This window comes from Azospirillum sp. (assembly GCF_035628975.1).
Taxonomy (GTDB): domain Bacteria; phylum Pseudomonadota; class Alphaproteobacteria; order Azospirillales; family Azospirillaceae; genus Azospirillum.
Genome location: NZ_DASPIS010000072.1, coordinates 18979 through 42112 on the forward strand (window position 1 = coordinate 18979; position 23134 = coordinate 42112).

General features: G+C 68.0%; 22 protein-coding genes and 1 pseudogene. 11 read left to right on the forward strand and 12 right to left on the reverse strand.

Annotation, left to right across the window (positions count from 1 at the left end; translation table 11 throughout):
• Window positions 1-144 precede the first annotated feature (144 nt).
• A complete protein-coding gene (locus VD964_RS16150; RefSeq protein ID WP_324869560.1) occupies window positions 145-834 on the forward strand; it encodes a class II aldolase/adducin family protein in 690 nt (229 codons plus the stop codon).
• A gap of 15 nt (window positions 835-849) precedes the next feature.
• Here the strand turns inward: VD964_RS16150 and VD964_RS16155 are convergent, their stop codons facing one another.
• The 10 genes from VD964_RS16155 to VD964_RS16200 form a co-directional block, all read right to left on the reverse strand.
• On the reverse strand, window positions 850-2853 hold the full coding sequence (locus VD964_RS16155; protein WP_324869561.1) for a HAMP domain-containing sensor histidine kinase: 2004 nt from the start codon (window positions 2851-2853) through the stop codon (window positions 850-852).
• Window positions 2854-3044: 191 nt separating this feature from the next.
• Window positions 3045-3845: a class III extradiol ring-cleavage dioxygenase gene (locus tag VD964_RS16160; protein ID WP_324869562.1), complete on the reverse strand. Its 801-nt coding sequence runs from the start codon at window positions 3843-3845 to the stop codon at window positions 3045-3047.
• Window positions 3846-4020: 175 nt separating this feature from the next.
• Complete coding sequence (locus VD964_RS16165; RefSeq protein WP_149223115.1) at window positions 4021-4500, reverse strand: F0F1 ATP synthase subunit B; 480 nt, start codon at window positions 4498-4500, stop codon at window positions 4021-4023.
• Entirely contained in the window at window positions 4497-5147 is a 651-nt protein-coding gene (locus VD964_RS16170; protein ID WP_149223116.1) for an ATPase, read from the reverse strand. Before VD964_RS16170 ends, VD964_RS16165 begins: the two co-directional genes overlap by 4 nt.
• A gap of 94 nt (window positions 5148-5241) precedes the next feature.
• On the reverse strand, window positions 5242-5466 hold the full coding sequence (locus tag VD964_RS16175; RefSeq protein WP_012973363.1) for an ATP synthase subunit C family protein: 225 nt from the start codon (window positions 5464-5466) through the stop codon (window positions 5242-5244).
• Between the two features lie 80 nt (window positions 5467-5546).
• Window positions 5547-6290, reverse strand: a complete 744-nt coding sequence (locus VD964_RS16180; RefSeq protein ID WP_149223117.1) for a F0F1 ATP synthase subunit A — start codon at window positions 6288-6290, stop codon at window positions 5547-5549.
• A 12-nt stretch (window positions 6291-6302) separates the two neighbouring features.
• On the reverse strand, window positions 6303-6671 hold the full coding sequence (locus VD964_RS16185) for an AtpZ/AtpI family protein (RefSeq protein WP_324869563.1): 369 nt from the start codon (window positions 6669-6671) through the stop codon (window positions 6303-6305).
• 251 nt (window positions 6672-6922) lie between these two features.
• Complete coding sequence (locus VD964_RS16190; RefSeq protein ID WP_324869564.1) at window positions 6923-7537, reverse strand: SCO family protein; 615 nt, start codon at window positions 7535-7537, stop codon at window positions 6923-6925.
• A 75-nt stretch (window positions 7538-7612) separates the two neighbouring features.
• The gene (locus VD964_RS16195; RefSeq protein ID WP_324869565.1) at window positions 7613-9823 is read right to left on the reverse strand and encodes a bacteriohemerythrin; all 2211 of its coding nucleotides are present in this window, start codon (window positions 9821-9823) and stop codon (window positions 7613-7615) included.
• A gap of 216 nt (window positions 9824-10039) precedes the next feature.
• Window positions 10040-10795 carry a PhoH family protein gene (locus tag VD964_RS16200; protein ID WP_324869566.1) on the reverse strand — a complete coding sequence of 252 codons (756 nt, stop codon included), beginning with the start codon at window positions 10793-10795 and terminating at the stop codon, window positions 10040-10042.
• 795 nt (window positions 10796-11590) lie between these two features.
• Between VD964_RS16200 and minC the strand changes: the two genes are divergently transcribed.
• The 8 genes and pseudogenes from minC (at window position 11591) to dgcA (ending at window position 19909) form a co-directional block, all read left to right on the forward strand.
• Window positions 11591-12358, forward strand: coding sequence for a septum site-determining protein MinC (gene minC, locus VD964_RS16205; protein ID WP_246024252.1), 768 nt, complete (start codon window positions 11591-11593; stop codon window positions 12356-12358).
• 94 nt (window positions 12359-12452) lie between these two features.
• Window positions 12453-13268, forward strand: a complete 816-nt coding sequence (minD, locus tag VD964_RS16210; RefSeq protein WP_149223123.1) for a septum site-determining protein MinD — start codon at window positions 12453-12455, stop codon at window positions 13266-13268.
• Window positions 13265-13513, forward strand: a pseudogene (minE, locus tag VD964_RS16215) (cell division topological specificity factor MinE); the annotation flags it as partial. The gene minD and the pseudogene minE, both read left to right, overlap by 4 nt.
• A 393-nt stretch (window positions 13514-13906) precedes the next feature.
• Complete coding sequence (locus VD964_RS16220; RefSeq protein WP_324869567.1) at window positions 13907-15319, forward strand: CRTAC1 family protein; 1413 nt, start codon at window positions 13907-13909, stop codon at window positions 15317-15319.
• A 239-nt stretch (window positions 15320-15558) separates the two neighbouring features.
• Complete coding sequence (locus tag VD964_RS16225; RefSeq protein ID WP_324869568.1) at window positions 15559-16083, forward strand: PAS domain-containing protein; 525 nt, start codon at window positions 15559-15561, stop codon at window positions 16081-16083.
• Window positions 16058-17386, forward strand: a complete 1329-nt coding sequence (locus VD964_RS16230) for a methyl-accepting chemotaxis protein (RefSeq protein ID WP_324869569.1) — start codon at window positions 16058-16060, stop codon at window positions 17384-17386. The genes VD964_RS16225 and VD964_RS16230 overlap by 26 nt, the downstream gene beginning before the upstream one ends.
• A gap of 378 nt (window positions 17387-17764) precedes the next feature.
• Window positions 17765-18811 (forward strand): methyl-accepting chemotaxis protein, encoded by a 1047-nt coding sequence (locus VD964_RS16235; protein WP_324869570.1) that lies wholly within the window; start codon window positions 17765-17767, stop codon window positions 18809-18811.
• A gap of 105 nt (window positions 18812-18916) precedes the next feature.
• On the forward strand, window positions 18917-19909 hold the full coding sequence (dgcA, locus tag VD964_RS16240; RefSeq protein WP_324869571.1) for an N-acetyl-D-Glu racemase DgcA: 993 nt from the start codon (window positions 18917-18919) through the stop codon (window positions 19907-19909).
• 182 nt (window positions 19910-20091) lie between these two features.
• Here the strand turns inward: dgcA and VD964_RS16245 are convergent, their stop codons facing one another.
• A complete protein-coding gene (locus tag VD964_RS16245) occupies window positions 20092-20502 on the reverse strand; it encodes a 4a-hydroxytetrahydrobiopterin dehydratase (protein ID WP_324869572.1) in 411 nt (136 codons plus the stop codon).
• Window positions 20503-20656: 154 nt separating this feature from the next.
• Between VD964_RS16245 and VD964_RS16250 the strand changes: the two genes are divergently transcribed.
• Window positions 20657-21262 carry a uracil-DNA glycosylase gene (locus VD964_RS16250; protein WP_324869573.1) on the forward strand — a complete coding sequence of 202 codons (606 nt, stop codon included), beginning with the start codon at window positions 20657-20659 and terminating at the stop codon, window positions 21260-21262.
• A gap of 47 nt (window positions 21263-21309) precedes the next feature.
• Here the strand turns inward: VD964_RS16250 and VD964_RS16255 are convergent, their stop codons facing one another.
• Window positions 21310-21969 (reverse strand): class I SAM-dependent methyltransferase, encoded by a 660-nt coding sequence (locus tag VD964_RS16255; RefSeq protein WP_324869574.1) that lies wholly within the window; start codon window positions 21967-21969, stop codon window positions 21310-21312.
• 142 nt (window positions 21970-22111) lie between these two features.
• Between VD964_RS16255 and VD964_RS16260 the strand changes: the two genes are divergently transcribed.
• Complete coding sequence (locus VD964_RS16260) at window positions 22112-22957, forward strand: CHAP domain-containing protein (RefSeq protein WP_324869575.1); 846 nt, start codon at window positions 22112-22114, stop codon at window positions 22955-22957.
• The last annotated feature ends 177 nt before the right edge of the window (window positions 22958-23134 follow it).

Here is a 23134-nt window from a genome sequence, read left to right on the forward strand (position 1 = left end):
CCGTCGTCCTTGCGCCTGACTCCCTCTCCCGCGATCGGACCGGCCTTTGGCCGGCCGAGAGCGGGGGAGGGTTGGGGAGGGGGCAATCGGCGCAACGGCGAACCCAGTGGACAGCCCTTAGCAACCACCCCGGACGCGCCCGCCATGACCACCCATCTTGCCGAACGCCAGGCCGTGATCGACGGCTGCCTCGCCATGAACCGGCTGGGCATCAACCAGGGCATGTCGGGAAACCTGTCTCACCGGGTGGAGGGTGGATTCCTGGTCACGCCGACCAGCATGCCCTATGACGCCATGACCCCGGACGACATCGTCGAGATGGGTTTCGACGGCACCTATCTGGGCAACCGCCGGCCCTCGTCGGAATGGCGGATCCATCGCGACATCCTGCGGGCCCGGGCGGACGTGACGGCCGTGCTGCACGCCCATCCGACCTTCGCCACAGCGTTGGCTGTGCATGGCCGCGGCATTCCGTCCTTCCATTACATGGTGGCGCTGGCCGGCGGCGATTCGATCCGCTGCGCTCCTTACGCCACCTTCGGCACACAGGAGCTGTCGGACCACGCACTGACGGCGCTGGACGGGCGGCTGGCCTGTCTGCTGGCGAACCACGGCATGATCGTGCTGGGAACGAGCGTTCAGTCCGCCCTGTCCCTGGCCGTGGAAGTCGAGACGTTGGCCCGGCAGTATCTCCATGCCCAGCAGTTCGGCGAACCGGCGATCCTGCCGCCCGACGAGATCGCGCGGGTGGCGGAGAAGATGCGCCGGATGAAATACGGACAGCCGGTCGACGACAACGACGCGCCGGAAGACACCGCGCGTCCGCGCTTCTGATTGTCACGCGTCCGGTTACGGCCCGATCTGCGTCATCGACGTGCTGCCGGCGAGATGGCCGGCGGGCTTCAGCGTGGCAACCCGCAGCAGCGGCTTGGCATTCCCAACCGCCTCCACCTGCAGCGCACGTTCTTCCGCCGGTGCTTCATAGACGGCGGGAAGGGCGATGGTGATGCGGGTGCCCTGGCCGGGTTCGCTCGCCACCTCGATGTCGCCGCCCAGCATTGCGGTGTAATGTCCGACCAATGTCAGGCCCAGCCCGGCGCCGCGCGGCTTGCCCTGACCGCGGGTTGCCACGGTACCGTTGCCGGCCCCTTGGACGAAGGGCTGGAACAGCCGGCCGGTCTGCGCGCTGGGGAAACCGCGGCCGCTGTCGGTCACGGTGAAGCGGTACCAGCGGGAGCCGTTGCGCTCCACCCGCTCCGCCGACAGGGTGACCGTGCCCTCCTGCGTGAACTTGCAGGCGTTGTCGAGCAGGTTCAACAGGGTCTGCCGCACCTTGGTGAAGTCGGAATGCATCTGCCCGAGCCCGGTGGGGGCGGTCAACTCCAGCGCATTGCCGTAGAGGTCGGCGGCGGGCATCGACCGCTCGCGCGCCTCGGTCAGCAGCCGGTTGATGTCGAAATCCTGCAGGCAGACGTCCATCGCCCCGGCTTCGATCTTCGCATAGTCCATCAGGGCATCGACCAGGGTGGTCAGCTGCTCCCCGGTCCACTGGATATGCTCGACGTCGGTCGCCAGTTCGTCGACGCCCAGCCGGTGCAGGTCGGTCATCAGCGACTGGCTGGCATTGACGATCTCGGTCAGTGGGCCGTGCAGTTCCTGGCCCATATTGACGAGGAAGTCGCTCTTGGCCCGGCTTGCGGCCTCGGCCATCGCCTTTTCCCGCAGCAGGCGGGTGTGTTCCACCTCCGCCTCGCGGCGTTCGCGTTCGGTATCTTCAGTGGTGCTGCGCAGGGTTTCCACCGCACGCGCCATGGCGGCGATCTCGTCCTGCCCGGTCAGCGCCGGCAGCGTCACGTCGGTGCGGCCGGCGGCCAGAGCCGTCACCGCGGTCGCCATGGTCTTCATCGGCGCCGCCACGCTGCGCTGGACCAGCCAGAGCGCCAGCAGCCCGGCCAGCAGAACGGCACCGCCGATCCACAGGGCCACCGTGGTGTAGCCCGACAGCCCGTTCGCCAGCGTGCCGCGCAAGGCCTGGGTCCCGGCCTCCGCCCGGCGGCGGATCTCGCCGAGATTGGCGGCGATCCCGGCGGCGTTGGCGGCCATCGCCTCCGCGCGCAGGGTGTCCTCTTCCGCGACGGCCGATTCAATGGCGGTCAGCACGCCGCCGGCCTTGGAGAGCAGGGCCGATACCTCGTCGATCGACTGCTTGGTGCCGGGGACCCACAGGTAGCGGTTCATTTCCGCCAACCGGTCGCGGGCGACCGCGAGCTGGGCGCGCATCGCCTCTGCATCCTGGGGATCGCGGCGGTCGATGAAGCGGGTCAGATGGTCTTGCATCAGCAGCACGGCGATGGCCGCGTCACTGGCCAGAGCGGTCGAATCGACGCCGCCGGCACTCTTGAGATGGTCCAGCCTCTGGCGGGTCTGGGCGACCATCGGCTCCAGCACGCCGGTGATCTGGCCGTTGCGGTCGCTGCGCAGGGCGATGACCTTCTGCACCGCGGCCCAATAGTCGTCGAGCGCCGACTTGGCCTTGTCGACGCCCTGGCGATCCGCGATCTCCGCCGCGCCCCTGGACAGGGTGTCGAGCCGTTCGCGCAGCGTGTCATGCCGCCAGGAGGCGTCGAGCAGGCTCTGGTCGTCGCCGTAGGTCAGATGGTCGCGCACGGCGACCTCCAGGTCGCGCAGGCTGACATCCGCGTCCGCCGCAGCCTGCGACAGGTCGGCGCGGCCGGAGAAGGCGCCGATGTCGCGCGACACCGCGTGGAACCAGCCGAGTCCGACCAGCGCCAGCAGGGCCACAAGCCCGAGCGCGATACCGAAGCCCGTGCTGACCCGGGCCGACACGGTCATGTCGCGGAATCGGGTCCGGCGGCCGCTCCGGGACAGAATGCCGTTCCGCTTCACACCGACTCCCGCTTGCGCTGTGCCTGACGAGTTGCATGGGTGGCCACAACCGTTGGCCGGCTCCCGCGCGGCGCGGATTGTAGCTCGGTGATCCCCTCAGGCAAACAGACAAGTGTGCGACGGAGTACCGCCAAAGGTCAGGAGTCGTCCCCGGAGGTGAAGGCATAGGCATGCATGCCCAGGCTGCCATGCTCGAATCCCGCATGCAGCCGCTCCGTCCTCGGCTGGGGCCCGGCGGCGCCGAACGCCACCGGCAGCGGCAGGAAATGCTCGTCGCTGGGATGGGCGAGGCGGGCATCCGGGCTGGCGGTCAGCCAGTCGCCGAGGGCTTGGGTGTCGCCGGCCTCCAGCGTCCGGTCCAACCAACCGGCGAAGCCCGTCGCCCAGGCCGCGGTGCCGGTCCCGCCGAACCGAAATTCCCGCAGATTGTGGACCGCGCCACCGCTGGCGAGGATCAGCACGCCGTCCCGCCGCAGCGACGCCAACCGCCGCCCCAGCGCGATGTGGTCGGCGGCGCTGCGGTGGGGCATCACCGACAGCTGCGCCACCGGGATGTCGGCATCCGGATACATCAGCATCAGCGGCACCCAGGCGCCATGATCCAGGCCCTGCGCCGGGTCGATCGCCGCGCCGGTCAACTCCGCGACCCGGTCAGCCAATGCCGGGGCGCCGGGGGCGGGATAGCGCATGCGGTAAAGCGCGTCGGGGAAGCCGTAGAAGTCGTGAATGGTCTCAGGCGCCGTTGCACCGCTGACCGCGGGGCCGCGGGTCGTCCAGTGGGCGGATACCGCCATGATGGCGCTCGGCCGGCCGAGCCTGTGGCCGAGCCCGGCCAGGAAATCGCGGCCGGTGCTGGTCTCCAGGACCAGCGTGGGGGCGCCGTGGGAGACGAAGACCGACGGGAACGGGGCGGCGGACGGCTGGGCGAAGGAGGACATGGACGAACGGAACTCCGGCCGGGCGGTGGGGGAGGGCGGCGACTGTTCCATTCGAGCAAAGAAAAACCCCGGCGCCTAGGCCGGGGTTTTTCGAAAGTCCGTTGCTCACGCCGCAACAATGGTCAGGGGACCCGTGCCGCTGCGGAACCCGGTTACTCCAACCGGTGGGGACCGATCAGTGCAGGTGCTTCGGCAGCTCGCCGATCGACTGCTCGATCAGCTTGTCGGCCTGCATCGGCGGCAGGCCGCCGGACAGGACGCGCTTGCTGGCGCCGATGGCGACGTCGACGGTCAGGTTGCGGACCTCGGCCAGCGCCGCGGCTTCCGCCTGGGCGATGCGGTCCATGGCCTGGGCCTCGCGGCGCTTCAGCGACGCTTCCAGGTCGGTTCCGGCCTGGGCCCGCAGACGGGCGGCTTCCTCGCGGGCATGGGCCAGGAAAGCCTCCGCATCCTTCTGGGCGTCGGCCAGACGGCGCTGGTAGCCGTTCAGCAGGGCCTGGGCGTCCTTGTGCAGACGCTCGGCCTCGTCCAGTTCGGAACGGATGCGCTCGGCGCGGCCGTCCAGCATGGTGCCGATGGCGGCCGAGGCCTTCTTCCAGACCAGGGCCACGAAGATGACGAAGGCGACGAAGACCCAAAATTCAGGTGCGTTCATCCCCGGCGCTCCTCAAGCACGGCCGCGACGGCGGCATCCGCCTGGGCCTGATCGACCTCGACACCGGCCAGACGGCCGGCGATGTCGCGGACGATCCCGGTCGATTCGGCGCGGATGTTGGCCAGGGCCTGATCCTTCGCCGCAGCGATGGACGCCTCGGCGCTGCGCAGACGCTCGGTGATGTCGGCGTTCAGCTGGGCCTGGCGGGCCTGGTTGTTCGCCTCGATATCGGCGCTGGCCTGGGCGATGACGCCCTGGGCCTCGCTGCGGGCGCCGGCGAGGGACTTCTCGACCTGGGCCAGGATGGCCTCGGCCTCTTCCTTCAGCTGGGCGGCCTTGGCGAGATCACGCGAGATGCGTTCCTGCCGCGCTTCCAGAACCTCGGCCACGCGCGGAAGCGCTTTCTTGGACATGAGGTAGTAGAGAACGCCGAAGGTCAGAGCCAGCCAGAAGATCTGGGTCGGGAAATTGGCGGGATTGAGCTGCGGCAGGCCGCCGGAAGCGTGCTCGCCGCCGTGCGCCGCGTCCGGAGCGTGCTCCGCCGCGGCCGCCAGGACGGTGCCGGCCATCGTGGTGAGGGTGACGAGCGAGGCGCCCGCCACTCCCGACCAGCGGGCCAGCCGGCCTTTGGCCAACAGGTTCGGCATGATCGGTCCCCCTAGGCAAAGGAGCGGCGCCGAAACTTCGCTTAAGAAGCCCGGCGCCGCGTCAGAGCTGTTTTTTTTAAAAGCCGCTCTGGCCTTAGGCGAACAGGATCAGGAAGGCGATCAGCAGAGCGAACAGCGCGACGGCTTCCGTCAGCGCGAAGCCCAGAATGCCGATCGGGAAGACCTTCGGCTGGACGGCCGGGTTACGGGCGATCGAGCCGATCAGGGTCGAGAAGATGTTGCCGATACCCAGGCCGACACCGGCGAGGGCGATGACAGCCAGACCGGCACCGATGAACTTGGCGGCTTGAGGATCCATTGTACTCTCTTCCTCTAGGTAAGGGTGAACTTGTTGGAACTTGAGGTGGACAGGAGGTCCGGCCTTTCGCCGGGAGCCGCTTAGTGCAGCTCCAGAGCGTCGCGGATGTACAGGCAGGTCAGGATCGAGAAGACGTAGGCTTGCAGGAAAGCCACCAGGAACTCGAAGCCGGTCAGGGCGACGTTGATCGCCAGCGGGACGAGGCCGGTGACGAAGCCCAGCGCGCCGAGACCGCTGATCATCATGACCGTGAAGCCGGCAAAGACCTTCAGCATCGTGTGACCGGCCATCATGTTGGCGAACAGTCGGATCGAGAGGCTGACGGGGCGCATCACGTAGGAGATCACCTCGATCGGGATGAGGATCGGGGCGAGCGCGATCGGAGCGCCATGCGGCATGAAGAAGGAGAAGAAGTGCAGGCCGTGCTTCAGCAGGGCCAGGATGGTCACGAACACGAACACCGTCGCCGCCAGCGCGAAGGTCACGATGATGTGGCTGGTGAAGGTGAAGGTGTAGGGGATCATGCCGATCATGTTGCCGATCAGCACGAACATGAAGATCGAGAACACGAACGGGAAGTAGGGCTTGGCGTCGTGGCCGGCGTTGTCGCGCACCAGGTTCGCGACGAACTCGTAGAACATCTCGGCCAGCGCCTGCAGACGGCCGGGAACCATCGACTTGTTCGCCATGCCCATGACCAGCAGGGCGTAGATCGCCGCCACGGCCACGACCATGAAGAAGGCCGAGTTCGTGAAGGACACGTCGTAGCCGCCGAGCACGATCTGGAACAACGGGTTGATTTGGAACTGGTGCAGCGGATCCAAGGTCGTCCTCGCTCAGTGTGCGTCGCCGTCTTGGCGCTCGTTGTCGTCCCCAGTGGGCCGGCGGTAGCCGGCGGCGATGCCGAAGCCGGTGACGGCCCGGTAGACGTTCAGGACTCCCGCCGCGGCCCCAAGGAAGAACATGACGATCAGTCCCCAGGGCGCGGTGCCGAGCCAGCGATCGAGCAGAAGCCCGCCGCCGACGCCGACGATCATGGCCGCAACAAGCTCCGTCCCGATGCGCCAGGCGGTGGCGAGGGCGCCCTGCGGCGGACGATGGTATTTGCTACCAGGTCCGCCAGACCAGCCGCGTTGTCCCTCACGCGCCTTCCGCAACCGGGCTTCGAGGTCACCCAAAGGATCGGGGGGCGTTTTGTTGTCCATTCCGCCTCTCAATCACCCTTGGCACTCGTTGGCTCGCAGCCATGCGAAAGCGGCGAGACCATACGGGTGGGGCGTTACCCTGTCAAGTCGCAAAACCTGCGGTGTAAACCATTGAAAAGATTGAGAAAGACAGGAAATGTCGCGGATTTTGCCGCGGTGCGGCGCGTTGTCCCGCTCCAGCATGCGAAAAAACCCGGTGGTATGACCGCTTTTCCGGGGTTTTTGAGGGCTTTTCACCCCCTCTGCGCAGCTCAGCCGGCGATCCGTCCGGACAGATCCTGCACGATCTTGTCGGCCCCGGTGCCGCCGGGATACACGCCGACGAACTTTCCGTCCGGCCCCATCAAATAGATGAAGCTGGAATGGTCCATCAGGTAATCCTCGGGCTTTCCATCCTTCTGCGGCGCTTTGGCGTAATAGACGCGGTAGACGCGGGCGGCATCGCGCACCTGCTCCGCCGTGCCGGTCAGCCCGACCAGCCGGGGGTGGAACAACGCCACATAATCGTTCATGTGCGCCACAGTGTCGCGGTCCGGATCGACCGTGATGAAGACGGGCTGCACCTGCTCCGCCTTCGGACCCAGCTTGTCCAGCGCCTGGGTCATCACCCCCAGTTCGGTCGGGCAGACGTCCGGGCAGTAGGTATAGCCGAAATAGATCAGCATGTACTTGCCGCGGAAATCGGCGTCGGTGACGGTGCGTCCGCGGTTGTCGGTCAGCGCGAAGGGCCCGCCGATGGGTACGGCGGTCTTCGCGCCGGCTTCCACGGTCGTTGCGGCGTTGCGCACCTGCCACCAGGCGACGCCGGCGGACACGGCGATGGCGAGGACGGAGGCGGCGGCGATGCGGATGAGTCGTGCCTTCATGATGCGTCAGGAATGGGGCCGCCTGCCGCCCAGGTCAAGAGGCAGGGCGCGGTCAGTCCGTAGGCCATATGCCCGTCACGCCGCCCGTTTGGCCGTAGACGGCTCGATTGCACCGCCGGCCGTGCGGCGAATGGCGGCCAGATGCTCGCCGATCCGCTTGTCGGCGCGCTGGATGTGTTCGAACAGCCATTCGCGGGTCAGGGCCAGCAGTTCGTCGGCCACGGAGTCGCCGGCATCCAGCCGGCGGCGCAGGTCGCCGGCCCGGGTGCGCAAAGCCTCGTGCTGGGCCTTGTGGGCCTTGGCGTCGGGATAGCCGCATTGGTCCATCAGCCGCTCCTCCTGCTCGAAATGCAGGACCGTGTAGGCCATCAGCCGGCCGATCGCCTCACCGAGCGCCCGGCGGTCGCCGGTGTTGCCGCCGGAGGAGCCCTTCGCCCGCCGCGCCAATGAGGCAGCCTCGTTCATCAGCGCGATCAGGATCATATGGTCGGTGTCGATTCCCTCCTCCCCGACCGCCAGGCTGTCGGTCCAGGGCATGAAGGTCTCCGACCCGTCCGGCGCGGCGTCGTGAAGCGCGGCGAGCGGTGCCGCATTGATCGCCTCGACATTGACCAGGAAGGCGTCAACCATTCCGCGCAGCCCCTCTGCCTGCCGCGACAGCCCGCCGGCGGCGTCCAGCAGCGCGCCGGCCGACCGTTCGGTCTCCAGCGCCGCGTCGGACACGGCGTCGATGCTGGTGGAGACCTGCCGGGTTCCCTCCGCCGCCTCTCCGGCGCTGCGGGCGATCTCGCCGGTTGCCGCGCCCTGTTGCTGGACGGCGGCGGCGATGGAGGTGCCGATCTCGTCGCTGCGGGCGACGATGGTTCCGATCTCGCGGATGGCGGCGACGGCGGTCCGTGTGGCTTCCTGCACCTCGGCGATGTGGCGGGCGATCTCCTCCGTGGCCTTGGCGGTCTGGTTGGCGAGCGTCTTCACCTCGCCCGCCACCACGGCGAACCCCTTGCCCATCTCGCCGGCCCGTGCCGCCTCGATGGTGGCGTTCAGCGCCAGCAGGTTGGTCTGGCCGGCGATCCCGGCGATCAGGTCGGCCACTTCGCCGATCTTCTGCGCGGCTTGGCCCAGGCCGTCGATCCGCTCCCCCGCCTTGTGCGAGGCTTCCACCGCCTGGGTGGAGATGGCCGACGAGGTCACCACCTGCTGCCCGATCGCCGCGATGGAGCCGGTCAACTGCTCCGCCGCCGAAGCGACGGTCTGCACGCTGCTCGACGCCTGCTGCGAGGCGCCGGCGACGGAGGTCGCCTCGCGCCGGTTGCGGTCGGCGGTGGCGGACAGGGCGCGGGCGGTGGTCTCCAGCGTGCCGACGGCGGTGCCGACGGTGCGGATGGTTTCCGCGATGGTGGCGTCGAAGCGGTCGGTCAGCCGTTTCAGCGCCTGGGCGCGCTGCTCGCCCACGCGATGCTCGATCTTCTGCCGCTCCCAATGGCCGGCAAGATCGATCTGCTGGACGCGGAAGACCTCCACGGTGCGGGCCATGGCGCCGATCTCGTCGCCGCGGCCGAGACCGGGCACGGCGACCGCGCTGTTGCCGCCGGCCAGATCCTGCATGACCCGGCCCAGCCCGCCGAGCGGCCGGACGATGGCCCGGCTGACCAGCAGCGCCAGAAGCCCGGCGGCCAGCGCGATCAGCAGCCCGGTGCCGGCCAGCCGCCACGCGGCGCGGCGGAAGGCGTCGTCGACGTCGTCGATGTAGATGCCCGATCCGACCAGCCAGCCCCACGGGGCGAATCCCTTGACGTAGGACAGCTTCGCCACCGGCTCCGCCGACCCGGGCTTCGGCCAGAGGTAATCGACGAATCCGGCGCCCTCGGCCTTCACCACGCGCACGAAATCCTGGAACAGCAGCTTGCCGTTGGGGTCGGCGTTGCGCGACACGTCGGTGCCGTCCAACTCCGGTTTGATCGGGTGCATGACCATGCGGGGGCTGAGGTCGGTGACGAAGAAATACTCTTCGCCATCGTGACGCAACGCCTTCAGCGCAGCCTTCGCGCCGGCCTGCGCCTCGGCGCGGGAGAGGGCGCCGGCACGTTCGCGCGCCTCGAAATGGGTGATCAGGCTGTGGGCGATCTCCACCACGTTGCGGGTCTTGTCGCGACGGTCGGCCATCATCTCGGCACGCAGCCCCATCAGGCTGACCACGGCGATCAGGACGAGCCCGACACCCGCCGCCGCCAGGATCAATGCGATCTTGCCCCGGATGCTGATGCGTTCGAACACGGCAACGGTCACGGCTGCGGCCCCCTCGGCGATGTCCTTAAAATTTTGTGGACATTTGCCGGGGTTGGCTCGGCCGTCAAGCCTATTTGCTCGTATATCCTATGTTTCGTTCAACTGAATGTCATAAATGCAACCATAGCAGGGTGTGAGAGGCGAGGCCGCCGACATCGAGGGGCGGGAGGCGCCGCATCGACGCCTCCCGTGCAACATTGCGGCGAATGGCCGCGGTCAGAGCACCGTCAGCATGCTGGCGACCAGCGGATGGCGGACGATGTCCTTCTCGGTCAGGCGGGCGACGGCGATGCCCTCCACCGCCTCAAGCCGCCGGGCGATGTCGGCCAGCCCGGACAGGTTGTCCAGCAGGTCGGTCTGGTCGGGGTCGCCGGTCAGCACCATGGTGGAATGCCAACCCAGCCGGGTCAGCAGCATCTTGATCTGCGCGTAGGTGCAGTTCTGCGCCTCGTCGATCACCACGAAGGCGTTGTTCAGGGTTCGGCCGCGCATGAAGCCCACCGGCGCGATCTCGATGGTGCCGTCGGCCATCATCATCCGCAGCCGCTTCGACCCCAGCCGGTCGGTCAGCGCGTCGTAGAGCGGGCGCAGGAAGGGCGCCATCTTCTCGTGCATGTCGCCGGGCAGGTAGCCGATGCTCTCGCCGGCCTCGATCGCCGGGCGGGAAAGGACGATGCGGTCGACGCTGCCCGATTCCAGGGCCTCCACCGCCGAGGAGATGGCGATGTAGGTCTTGCCGGTGCCGGCCGGTCCGAGCGCCACCACCAGATTGTGCGTCTTGATGGCGTCCATCAAAAGCTTCTGGTTGGGGTTCTGCGGCTTGACCTTGCGGATATAGCTCTGGTCGCGGCGGTCGTCGCTCCCACCAAGCGGATCCCAGCCGGTGGCGGCGGGGCTGCTCATGCCGGGGAAAAGCGGGTGGACGGTGGAGTCGCCCGCCGCGGCGATGCCTTTGCTGGAACGCTTGGCCATGTCGCATCTCCTCGAATGGTGGGGGTGGCGCCGGAGTCAGGCACGCCGGCATCCGGGCACAAAAAAACCTCCCGCAAGGGGAGGCTCGATCGGGCGCGTGGATGCTCGCTGATGAGTGCTTCGCCGGGCGTTGCTGCCGGGCGTCGTGCCGGATCCGGACATGCCGGTGCGGGCCGACGGGGGAGGTGCTCTATAAGCGAAACAAGGTGCAAGAGAACCTCGTCGTCGTTGGAAGCCACGCATCCTGACTGTACCGGTCCCACCGCACGGCGTCAGGCAAAATTGCGGCCGACGCGAAATATTCATACTAGATGTGGTGTGGGTGCCGCAGGAAACCCGAAGGGGCGGGGTTGGTAACCCTTTCCGCCGAGCCGCATCGGCCGCCGGATGGCCTTCCGGCTGATGCGGCCGAAAGGCTTTGCCGCTGCCGGACGCTTTGATTACACTGTGCGGCCACGGGGGAAATCGAACGATATGCTGCAACCCTGGCCTGTCCGCGCAGGTGGGCGGCCGCGGCCCGAGGCCGTCGCTGTCGGCGATGGCCGGGCGGGGTGGGGATTTGTCCGTCGCCGGGCGATGGCCCGGCGTTCGGGCGCGGCATTCGATTGTCACCCATGGGGGCGGGGAAACTCTTGAATCCAACCGCTGCGGACGGCTAGAAGGCGCGGATTGGCTGGCTCGATGCCGGTGCCGGGCGCGATGGCGGTCGGCTCCGGACCGGACGCAGGACGGAACCAGACGCATGGCGGACCGGACGCACGGCACGGGACGGCAGGAACGAACGGGAAGGCTACGGTGAGCAGCGCCAGTCAGGTCGCCGAACGGGATGTGCCGTTCCAGTTGCGTGGCAACTCCTTCACCATGATGGTGCTGAAGGTCTTTGCTCCGACATCGCCGAATTTCTTCACCCAGCTGAACGTCAAGGTGCGCCAGGCGCCCAACTTCTTCCACAACGCGCCGGTCGTGCTGGATTTCGACGACCTGCCGGAGTCCATCGTCTTCGACCTGGGCGCCTTCGTGGCGCAGGTGCAGGCGTTGAACCTGCTGCCGGTCGGTTTCCAGGGCGGACCGCAGGCGGTGCGCGAGGCGGCGATGAATGTCGGCCTGACGCCGATGCCGTCGGGCCGCGCCGCCAAGCTGGAAGAGGTGGTGAAGGCCCCCGATCCCCGCCAACCGGATCAGCAGGCGCCGGTCGCCGCGCCGCAGGTGCTGATCGAGGTCGTCCACCGCCCGACCGTGGTGGTGACCGAACCGGTGCGCTCCGGCATGCGGGTCTATGCCGAAAAGACCGACCTGATCGTCACCAGCTCCGTTTCACCGGGGGCGGAGTTGCTGGCCGACGGCAACATCCATGTCTATGGCGCATTGCGCGGCCGGGCGCTGGCCGGTTTCTCCGGCGACACCAACGCCCGCATCTTCTGCCACAGCCTGGAGGCGGAGGTGCTATCGGTCGCAGGCAATTATCGCATCAGCGAAGACATCGGCAGTGACTTTTACAAGAAAGCCGTGCAGGTTTTCCTGCGCGACGGCGTCCTCAGCATGGACCTTCTGAAGACGGGCTGAGACGCGGTAGGATAGGATCTTTTCCGAAGGGTGAAATCTTCGGAACGTCTATGGTATCGGTGACGGCAACTTTGGGATTATGGGAGAGGCTCCGTTGAGCAAGATCATCGTCATGACCTCCGGCAAGGGCGGTGTCGGCAAGACGACCTCGTCCGCGGCCTTCGCGACCGGACTGGCGCTTCGCGGCTTCAAGACGGTCGTCATCGACTTCGACGTCGGCCTGCGCAACCTGGATCTGGTGATGGGTTGCGAACGCCGGGTGGTCTTCGACTTCATCAACGTCATCAATGGCGAGGCGAAGCTCAACCAGGCGCTGATCAAGGACAAGCGGATCGAGAACCTCTACATCCTCCCGACCTCGCAGACGCGCGACAAGGACGCGCTGACCCGCGAGGGGGTGGAGAAGGTCCTGAACGAGCTGTCGAAGGAATTCGACTACATCCTGTGCGACAGCCCGGCCGGCATCGAGCGCGGCGCCCTGATGTCGCTCTATTTCGCCGACCACGCGATCATCGTCACCAACCCCGAAGTCTCGTCGGTGCGCGACAGCGACCGCATCCTGGGCGTACTGAACTCGCGCTCCCGCCGGGCGGAGCAGGGGCTGGAGCCTGTGACCCAGCAGCTTCTGCTGACCCGCTACGATCCGGAACGGGTCGAGAAGGGCGAGATGCTGAAGGTCGACGACGTGCTGGAGATCCTGGCGATCCCGCTGCTCGGCGTCATCCCGGAAAGCCAGGCCGTGCTGCGCGCCTCCAACGTCGGCATGCCGGTGATCCTCGACGAGGTCTCCAACGCCGGCTTGGCCTATTCGGACGCGGTCGGCCGCTTCCTGGGCGAGGACATCGAGCATCGATTCGTCACCCCCCAGAAGAAGGGCCTGTTCAGCCGGCTCCTGCGGAGGAGCGCATGAGCATCTTCAACTTCTTCCGCGCGGCGCCGCGCGCGTCGGCCGTCCAGGCCAAGGAGCGTCTGCAGATTGTCATGGCGCATGAGCGCGCCGGGCGCAGCGGCCCCGACTATCTGCCGATGCTCCAGCAGGAACTGCTGGCGGTCATCGCCAAATACGTCAACATCGACGAGAACAAGGTCGAGGTGAAGCTCGACCGCGGCGGCGATTGTTCGACGCTGGAGGTCAACATCGAGTTGCCGGCCCGCGAGCAGGCCAAGGCCGCAGCCGCGGCCAAGGCGGCGGAGAAGCCGGCCGGCAACGACGATGCCGCGGCCAAGCGTGCGGCCGGCAACTCGGGCGCGAAGAAGCGGATCTGAGACGGGGGCGGCACCCGTTGCTGCCTTCGCCTGAACCTCCGGGATCCCTCCGGTGCAGCCGCGCCGGGGGGATTTTTGCGTTTGGGGCTTCCGCATCGCACATCTGCATCGGACATAGGCCGCCCCTGATCATCCGTCCGGGTTTACGGGCGGGCGGGGACGGGGTATCAACAGGGATACGCCGCACGAAAGGCCAATGGCTCCAAAGGCCTGCCCGATGACAGGTCCGGGGGCCGGACGGGACTGTTGGCGACGGACCGACCACGGGACAAGAGGGTGCCGATGTTCCTCGATTGCTCGTCGCTGATCGCCGAGAACCCGCCGCGGCCATCGAACGGAATTGCGGTCACGGACATCGACGGCGACGGGGCCTTCGAACTGGTCGTGGCCGGCTACCGCACCGCCAACCTCGTCCTGAAATGGGTGGACGGCCGGCTGGTCGACGTCGCCGGTCCGCTGCTGGCCGATCCCGCCGGTCCCGCCTTGGGGCTGGCCGCCGCCGACATCGACGGCGACGGGCGGGAAGAGCTTTACGTCGTCAACTGCGACCGCGCCACCGGTTCCAAGGACATGGCCGACCGGCTCTTCGCCTGCTTCGGCAAGCATTGGATCGACCTTTTCGCCCAGGCGGAGAATGCCGGCGCCGCCAACCACACCGCCGCCGGCGCGGTCGCGGCGATGGACCGCTGGGGGCATGGCCGCTACGGCTTCCTGGTGGCGACGGACGGCGGGCCCCTGCACCTGTACGAGCTGACCCGCCGCGGCCGGCTGGAGGATGGGGCGGAGGAGGCCGGGCTGGACTCGATCGGCGCGGCACGCGGCGTCACTGCCCTGTCGATCGTCTCGGACCACATGGATGTGGTGACGGTCAACGACGGCGGTCCCAACGAGCTGTTCCGCAACCTCGGCGACGGCAATTTCGAGGAGATCGCGGAAGAGCGCGGCATCGCCGATTCGCGTCCGTCCGGCCGTGCGGTGGTGGCGCTGGACGCCGACGGCGACGGGCTGTTCGATCTGGTGGTCGGCACCTGGGACGGGGCGCAGCGCTATTTCCAGCAGCGCATGGGCGGCGGCTTCGTCGAAGCGGCCGGTGCCGATTTTTCGATGCCCGGCCGCATCTTCACCGTCGTCGCCGCCGATTTCGACAATGACGGCTATGAAGAGCTGTTCTTCCATGCCCATGGCGAACCGAATCGCCTGTTCGGCTGGCGCAACGACCAGTGGCAGGAATTGGAGCTTGGCGACGCCGCCGAGCCGAAGGGCCTCGGCACCGGTGCCGTCGCGGCCGACATCGATGGGGACGGGCGGCTGGAACTGATCCTGGCGCATGGCAGTTCTCATGGCGGCCACGGCTCCCATGGGGGCGGCCAAGGCGCAGAGGGCAGCGCGCAGCCGCTGTCGGTCTTTCGTCCGGAGGCGACCAACAATGGCTGGCTGCGCGTGCAGCCGCTGACTCCCTTCGGGGCGCCGGCCCGCGGTGCGGTGGTCAGCCTGACCGTCGGCGGACGACGCCAGCGCCGGGCGGTGTGCGCCGGCTCCGGCTATCTCTGCCAGGGCGAACCGGTCGCCCATTTCGGGTTGGGGCCGCTCCATGCGGTGGAGCAGGTGGAGGTGCGCTGGCCCGACGGCACCGTGGTGACGGTGGACAACCCGCCGGCCGACCGTCTGCTGATCGTTCCCTATCCGCCGGAGTAAGGCAGCTGATCCGCCCTACCGTCCGTACCCAAATATTTCAGCACCGCAATAGGTAGGGTCTTTCCTGCAAGCTTCCGTCACATTACAGTGCAAATCGTTGCGGCGCCCGCGGTGCGGGGCATCGCGCGGCATGCCGATCCGGACATAATCCGTCCCTGCCGCCGGTTTTCGTCGTGACGGGAGCATGCCAGGACCGGCGTGATCCCGGCGGGTCAGGGATGCGGGAGACCGGAAGGCACATGGCACGACGCGACGTTCCCCTGACGGGGGTGGAACGCTTCTTCGACCCGGATGAAGTCATCGTTTCCAAGACGGACCTGAAGGGGCGGATCACCTACGCAAACCGGGTGTTTCAGCAGGTCGCCGGCTACAGCGAATCGGAGCTGATGGGCGCCCCCCATTCCATCGTGCGCCATCCCGACATGCCGCGCTGCGTCTTCAAGCTGTTGTGGGTCACCCTGGAGGCGGGGCAGGAGATCTTCGCCTATGTCGTCAACCGCGCCCGCAACGGTGACCATTATTGGGTCTTCGCCCATGTCACGCCAAGTTTCGACGTGGACGGGCGGGTGATCGGCTACCACTCCTCCCGCCGGGTGCCGGAGCGGTCGGCGCTGGACAAGGTCATCCCGCTCTACCGTCAGCTCCTCGAAATCGAGGACAGCCACGCCGACCGCAAGCAGGGGATGGAGGCCGGATTCGCCGCCGTCCTCGCCCTGCTGGCCGAAAAGGGAATCGGGTATGACGAATTCGTCTTCTCCCTCTAACGCGTCGTCCCTGACCCGGGCCGGTTGGCTGGTCGCGCTTGGCCTCGTCGCGCTGGCGGTCCTGCTGGTCGTGGAGCTGCTGAATGCCGGCGGCGTCGCTTTGCGCGCCGGTCTGGCGCTGGCCGGGCTCGCCACGCTGGGCGGGGCCGGTCTGTACCTGCGCCGCGCCGGCGCGGTGGTGCGGCAGCTGACCGCGGTCAACCGTGCCGTCGCCGCCGGCGATTTCGAGGCGCGGGTGATCGGCATCCGCGAGGGCGGGGCGCTGGGCGAACTGATGCACGCCACCAACGATGCCATCGACCGCACCGACGCCTTCGTGCGCGAGGCGACGGCCTCCATGCATGCGGTGTCGGAGCACAAGTATTTCCGCCGGATCGTGCTGCGCGGCATGCAGGGCGGCTTCCTGCACGCCAGCCGCACCATCAATGCGGCGACCGAGAGCATTTCGCAGAAGGTCGCTGGTTTCGCCGGCGTCACCCAGCGCTTCGAGGGCCAGATCCAGAGCGTCTGCAGCGAGGTGGCCGACACCGCCCATCAGTTGGAGGTCTCCGCCCGCACCATGGAGACGGACGCGACCCAGGCGACCGGCAAGGCCTCGTCGGTCGCGGCCTCTGCGGCGCAGACCGGCAGCAATGTCGGCAGCGTCGCCGCCGCGACGGAAGAGCTGTCCGCCTCCATCGCCGAGATCGCCCGCCAGATCGGCGACGTCGCCCGCGTCGCCGAAACCGCGGCCGGCGAGGCCGAGCGGTCGAACGCGTTGGTCGCCACGCTGTCGGGGGCGGCGCGCACGGTCGGCGACGTCATCACCCTGATCAACGACATCGCCAGCCAGACCAACCTTCTGGCCCTGAACGCCACGATCGAGGCGGCACGGGCGGGGGAGGCCGGCAAGGGCTTCGCCGTCGTGGCGCAGGAGGTGAAGCGGCTGGCCGACCAGACCGCCAAGGCCACCGGCGACATCGCGGCCCAGATTGCCGGCATCCAGTCCTCCACCGACGAGGCGGTCGGCGCCATCGTCGGCATCGGCCGCACCATCACCTCGATCAACCAGATCGCGGCCGGCATCAGCGCCGGTATCGAGCAGCAGGGCTCCGCCGTGCGCGAGATCGTCGTCAACATGGAGCAGGCCGCCGCCGGCACCCGTGCCGTGTCCGACGACATCCGCGAGGTCACCGATGCCGCCGGCCGCACCAGCGGCACCGCGCACGAGGTGTTCGCCGCGTCCGAACGCATGGCGGCCGAAGCCGACCGCCTGACCCGAGAGGTCCAGCGTTTCCTTGACGAGATGCATCGCGTCGCCTGACGGCGCTTTCCCGGCGTGGTGACGCGCATCGCATCAACTGCCCGGCGAATGTGCACAGCATGTGCATGAGATCCCGCAATGCGGAATTGATCTGGCGTATTTCCAGGCGGCGCGGACTTTTTATTACGAATTTAGCGAGAAATCGTGTTACCAGTCGGCAATATGGCTGGCGTATGACTGCCGACGCCACGACCCGTTGAGCAACCTCACGCCAGCCTGCCTTTAGTTTCAGCATCTTAACCGTACGACACTTCCGAAACATCCGGACCAAGGGTGTCGTCCGCGGCCAAGTGCCGCGGAAATCGGGAAGGGTGGGTGGCCCGCGGAGAACCGGCGACCGTTGGCACGGCTTTTGATGAAGGGGAAACAGGGACGGTCATGACGGGGGACAAGACGATGAGCATGGCGGGCACCGATCTGTTCGAGCTGTCGCGGGGCGTGCTGGATGTTGCCTCGAAGAAGGTGTCCTTGATCGAGGACATCACCCGGCGCACCAAGATGCTGGCGATGAACGCCTTGATCGAGGCGGCGCGGGCCGGCGACGCCGGGCGCGGCTTCGCCGTCGTCGCCAACGAGGTGTCGGAGATCTCGACGCAGGTCAACAGCATCACCAAGGAACTGCGGTCGGAGATCGTCGCCCGCGTCGATCACCTGACCACCACCGGCAGCGCCATGGTGCAGGAAATGCACGGCAAGCGGCTGGCCGACCTGTCGCTGAACATGATCGAGATCATCGACCGCAACCTGTACGAACGGTCCTGCGACGTGCGCTGGTGGGCGACCGACAGCGCGGTGGTCGATTGTGCCGCCGACCCGGGCGAGGAGGCGCGCCGCCATGCCTCGCGCCGGCTGGGCGTGATCCTGGAATCCTACACCGTCTACCTCGACCTCTGGATCGCCGATCGCAACGGCACCGTCATCGCCAACGGCCGGCCCGACCGCTATCCGGGGGCGCGCGGCGCCAACGTGTCGGACGAGCCCTGGTTCCGCCAGGCGCTGGCCACCCGCAACGGCAGCGAGTTCACGGTCGGCGACGTCGCCCGCAACCGCAGCCTGGACGACCGTGTCGTCGCCACCTATGCCACGGCCATCCGCCGCGACGGCGAGTCGGACGGCGACGCAATCGGCGTGCTCGGCATCTTCTTCGACTGGGAACCCCAGGCCGCCGCCGTGGTCGAGGGCGTGCGGCTGGAGGCCGGGGAGCGCGAGAAGTCGCGTTGCCTGCTGCTCGACGCCCGTCATCGGGTGATCGCCTCGTCCGACGGGCGCGGCCTGCTGACCGAGACGGTGCCGCTGCGTCGCAATGCCGGCTCCATGGGCCACTACATCGACGACAGGAACCGCATCGTCGGCTATGCCCTGACCCCCGGCTACGAGACCTACAAGGGGCTGGGCTGGTACGGCGTGATCATTCAGGAACGCTGACACAGGAACGCTGATACGGCGGCCTCGGCTGTCGCCTTCACTGTCGCGGAAAAGGGCAGGGCCGGGATACACTCCCGGCCCTGTTCCGTTTCGGGGTTCGCGATCATGTCCGCCCAACAGTTGACCGTCCGCCGGGAGAGCTTCCCGATCCGCGGCTCTTTCCGCATCTCGCGCGGGGCCAAGACCGAAGCCGCAGTGGTGGTGGCGGAGGTGACCGACGGTCCGCACTGCGGCCGTGGCGAATGCGTGCCCTACGCCCGCTATGGCGAGAGCGTGGACGGAGTCGTCGCTGCACTGGAGGCGAGGGCAGGCGCGGTGGCCGGTGGGCTGGACCGCGATTCGCTGTCCCGGCTGATGCCGCCGGGGGCGGCCCGCAACGCGTTGGATTGCGCCCTGTGGGACCTGGAGGCCAAGCGCAGCGGCGTGCCCGCCTGGAAGCTCGCCGGGCTGGCCGAGCCGCCGGGGCCGCTGGTCACCTGCTACACGCTGAGCGTCGACGAACCCGAGGCGATGGCCGCCGCGGCGCGGGAACGGGCGCCGCGCCATCCGCTGCTGAAGATGAAGCTGACGGGGGAGGGCGACCTCGACCGGGTCCGCGCCGTCCGCGCCGCCGCGCCCGCCGCCCGGCTGGTGGTGGACGCCAACGAGGGCTGGACGCTGGATCAGTTGCACCGCTTCGCTCCGGTGCTCGCCGGCCTGGGCGTCGAGATGATCGAGCAGCCGCTGCCCGCCGGCCAGGACGATGCCCTGCGCGGAGTCGCCTGTCCGGTGCCGCTGGGCGCCGACGAATCCTGCCACGGGCTGGAATCGCTTGAGAAGCTGCGCGGGCTCTATCAGGTGGTGAACGTCAAGCTGGACAAGACCGGCGGCCTGACCGAGGCGCTGGCGATGACCCGCGCCGCCCATGCCATGGGGTTCGAGGTGATGGTCGGCTGCATGGTGGCGACCTCGCTGGCCATGGCCCCGGCGATGCTGGTGGGGCAGGGGGCGCGCTACGTCGATCTCGACGGCCCGCTGCTGCTTGCCTGCGACCGCGAGCCGGGGCTGCACTATGACGGCGCGGTGGTCCAGCCGCCGCTGGCGGAGTTGTGGGGGTAGGGGCAGCACTTTGCCCCCTCCCTAACCCTCCCCCGCTTTCAGCGGGAGAGGGGACTGCCGCCGCTCCGCGCTACACTCCCTCTCCCGCGATCGGACCGGCCTTTGGCCGGCCGAGGGCGGGGGAGGGAAGGGGCCCACGCTGTTAAGCGTGGGAAGGGAGGGGGGCATCCAAAGCGTCCGCCTCACGCCCCCTGCACATAAGGCGGCGGCGGGGTTCCCACCGATGCCGGCACATAGGGCGCGTCGGCCAGCCCGTTGACCTTCGCGGCCATGATGAAGTCGTTCTCGTGCAGGCCCTTGATCTTGTGGGTCCAGAACGCGACCCGGCAGTGGCCCCAGCCGAAATGGATGTCGGCGTGGTGGCCTTCGGCCTCGCACAGGGTGCCCACCTGATTGGCGAAGGCCTGGGCCTGGACGAAGTCGGGGAACTTGAAGTCGCGCTCGATGCGGTCGGGGTCTTCCTTCATGACCCAGCCCGGCACCTGCACCAGATAGGAGGCGGCCATCGCGCGGTCCATCGGCGGTATTCCGCCGCGGCAGGGCTCGCAGGTCTTGCCGGCCAGCTCCTGTGTCGCCGGTGTTTGCGGTGTCATCCCGGTCTCTCCCTTGTTTGCAGGTTGGGCTTGTTTGTAGGTTGGGCGGTCTGGGCTGGAACCTTACCGCCTACAAGCTTGGGTTCGGGCAGGCGCTTCGGCAAGCCCGGCGCCCCGACTGCGCCCATTTGGCAAGATTTCTGGAAGCGATCCGATGACCGACCTGCGCACCGACATGCCCTTCGCCGATTACCAATACCCGACCAAGCCGGTCGACGGGCCGCGGCTCGCCATCGTCGGCGAGGCGCCGGGGGCGGAGGAGGCCCGGCAGGGCACGCCCTTCGTCGGTCGCAGCGGCAAGCTGCTGGACGAATCGCTGGCCGCCGTGGGGATCGAGCGGGCGGAATGCCTGGTCGCCAACGTCTTCCGCTACCAGCCGCCCGGCAACAAGGTTGGGCATTTCTTCGCCTCGCGCGCCCGCGCCCGCAAGGAGGGGCGGGAGATCGACGAGAGCTGGGGCGCCTTCGGCACGTCCGATCGGCTGCTCGCCGAGTTCGCCGGCGAGATCGAGCATCTGCGCGCCACGCTGACCGAATACCGTCCGTCGGTGATCGTGGCGCTCGGCCGCACGCCGACCTGGGCGCTGACCGGAGAGAACGGCATCCTGCAGCTGCGCGGCAAGGTGCTGCCCTGCCGGCTGCTGGAGGGGGTGGAGGTGGTTCCGACCTTCCACCCCAGCTACCTGCTGCGCGGCCAGCTGGTGGAACAGCCGACCTTCCTGGCCGACCTGCGGCTGGCCGTCTCGCGCCTCAGCCGTTAGATCGGATTACGTAAGATCGGAATCGATCTGACGTGTGAATCTGATCGCTAAATCTGAGCCAACAGGCGCCAGATCGCCGTTTCGCGCGCCTCGCGGTCCTCCAGCTCCAGCGAGGTCGGGACGGTATAGCTCGCCACCTTCTCGACACCGCCGGCGGGGAAGTAGGCGCGGCCGGGATCGCCCAGCAGGACCAGCGTTCCGGTCGCCGCGATCTCGCGCAGCCACGCCGTCACCCGTTCGGCCATCGGCTTCTCGTAACAGACGTCGCCGGCCAGCACGACGTCGATGCCCGGCAGCGGCCGGCCGACCAGATCGGCGCTGACCGCCTTGAGCTCCACCCCGTTGGCCTCGGCATTCAGCGCAATGGCGGCGAGCGAGAAGCGGTCGATGTCGCAGCACTGGACCCGCGCCGCCCCCGCCATCATCGCGGCGATGCCGACCAGCCCGGTGCCTGCGGCAAAATCGAGCACCGACCTGCCGGCCACCAGCTCCGGCCGGTCGAGCAACAGCCGCGCCACAGCTTGTCCGCCCGGCCAAGCGAAAGCCCAGTATGGCGGTGGCAAGTTCGTGGCGGCCAAGGTCTCTTCGGTGGCTTGCCAGAGGGGCGTGACCTCGGTGGCAAGATGAAGCTGGATTTCCGGCAACAGCGGCGTGGTCGTCAGCGCCGTGTTGTCGCGGACGAAATCTTGCGGAGATGCGTTGTTCATACGAGGCTTCCCGAGGGACTCCGCTGTTGGGGGTATGCTGGTCGATGGCTTTTGAATGTTACACATTTCAAACGGTGTAGACACAGCTGCGAACCCGTGTTACCCGTTCTCGCCAGGGGAAAACAGAGGGATTGGGGGAATCATGCGGCAGAGGGGAACCGCCATCGGCCTTTCGTTTGCGGCTTTGATCGCGCTCAGCCCCCTCACCGTGTCGACGGCTGCCGCACAAGACGGCGATTGCGTCCGCACCGTCCGCTCCATCTCCGATTTCACGATCCGTGGCGACGCCTGGACTTGGTGGGACCATGCCGCCGGCCAGTATGACCGCGACCAGCGCCCCGCCGTCGGTTCCGTCCTCGTCTTCAAGCGCACCGGCCATATGCGCCGTGGCCACGTCTCGCTGGTCAGCGCGGTGATCGACCGCCGCACCATCGAGGTGGACCACAGCTGGATTGATGGCGACGGGCTCCGCCGCGGCATGCGGGTGGTCGACGTTTCCCGCAACAACGACTGGTCCGCCGTCCGCGTCTGGCACGAGCCGACCGACCAGATGGGCCTGCGCGTCTACGCCGCCTACGGCTTCATCATGCCGGAGGGGGAGGAGGCTTCCCCGCGCGGCGGCCGGATGCTGGATGCCGGCGACCGCGGCATGGACCAGGGCTTCAGCAGCAGCCCGCGCGGCCGTGCCAAAGCCAATGGCCCGCGCATGATGGAAGCGTCGCTGCACCCGCAGAAGGGCCACAGCGTCTCGGTGCCCGGCCGCAAGCCGCAGAGCCTGCCGGCCACCGCCGTCGCCTCCCATGCCAAGCCGCAGCGCACGGACGTCGCGGTGCTTCCAGTCCGCAAGCCGGGCGCCTCGCATGCTTCTGCGGCCCCGGTGACCGTCGCCGAGGTCACCTCCCCCGGCAGCCGCCGCACCGTTGCCCCCGGCCGCAAGCCCGGTTCGACCAGCTCCGTCGCCCAGCTGGCCGATACCAGCGAGCGCTGAGCGGGGTAGTTTTCAGGCTTTCAGGAAGGGCGGGGCTTTGCTCCGCCCTTTTTGTTTGTGGGGGGTGTATGAGCGTCGGTAGACGATGCCCCCACCCCAACCCTCCCCCGCTTACGCGGGAGAGGGGGCCTTATGCGAGGCGGCGGCAGTCCCCTCTCCCTCGAAGAGGGGGAGGGT

Coding starts and splice junctions, on each gene's coding strand:
- VD964_RS16185 (WP_324869563.1), bottom strand. CDS start 6,671: ATGGACAACAAAACGCCCCCCGATCCTTTGGGTGACCTCGAAGCCCGG.
- VD964_RS16260 (WP_324869575.1), top strand. CDS start 22,112: ATGCGGCAGAGGGGAACCGCCATCGGCCTTTCGTTTGCGGCTTTGATC.
- VD964_RS16165 (WP_149223115.1), bottom strand. CDS start 4,500: ATGAACGCACCTGAATTTTGGGTCTTCGTCGCCTTCGTCATCTTCGTG.
- VD964_RS16250 (WP_324869573.1), top strand. CDS start 20,657: ATGACCGACCTGCGCACCGACATGCCCTTCGCCGATTACCAATACCCG.
- VD964_RS16190 (WP_324869564.1), bottom strand. CDS start 7,537: ATGAAGGCACGACTCATCCGCATCGCCGCCGCCTCCGTCCTCGCCATC.
- VD964_RS16220 (WP_324869567.1), top strand. CDS start 13,907: ATGTTCCTCGATTGCTCGTCGCTGATCGCCGAGAACCCGCCGCGGCCA.
- VD964_RS16235 (WP_324869570.1), top strand. CDS start 17,765: ATGACGGGGGACAAGACGATGAGCATGGCGGGCACCGATCTGTTCGAG.
- dgcA (WP_324869571.1), top strand. CDS start 18,917: ATGTCCGCCCAACAGTTGACCGTCCGCCGGGAGAGCTTCCCGATCCGC.
- VD964_RS16255 (WP_324869574.1), bottom strand. CDS start 21,969: ATGAACAACGCATCTCCGCAAGATTTCGTCCGCGACAACACGGCGCTG.
- VD964_RS16155 (WP_324869561.1), bottom strand. CDS start 2,853: ATGACCGTGTCGGCCCGGGTCAGCACGGGCTTCGGTATCGCGCTCGGG.
- VD964_RS16230 (WP_324869569.1), top strand. CDS start 16,058: ATGACGAATTCGTCTTCTCCCTCTAACGCGTCGTCCCTGACCCGGGCC.
- VD964_RS16225 (WP_324869568.1), top strand. CDS start 15,559: ATGGCACGACGCGACGTTCCCCTGACGGGGGTGGAACGCTTCTTCGAC.
- VD964_RS16150 (WP_324869560.1), top strand. CDS start 145: ATGACCACCCATCTTGCCGAACGCCAGGCCGTGATCGACGGCTGCCTC.
- VD964_RS16200 (WP_324869566.1), bottom strand. CDS start 10,795: ATGGCCAAGCGTTCCAGCAAAGGCATCGCCGCGGCGGGCGACTCCACC.
- VD964_RS16170 (WP_149223116.1), bottom strand. CDS start 5,147: ATGCCGAACCTGTTGGCCAAAGGCCGGCTGGCCCGCTGGTCGGGAGTG.
- VD964_RS16245 (WP_324869572.1), bottom strand. CDS start 20,502: ATGACACCGCAAACACCGGCGACACAGGAGCTGGCCGGCAAGACCTGC.
- VD964_RS16175 (WP_012973363.1), bottom strand. CDS start 5,466: ATGGATCCTCAAGCCGCCAAGTTCATCGGTGCCGGTCTGGCTGTCATC.
- VD964_RS16160 (WP_324869562.1), bottom strand. CDS start 3,845: ATGTCCTCCTTCGCCCAGCCGTCCGCCGCCCCGTTCCCGTCGGTCTTC.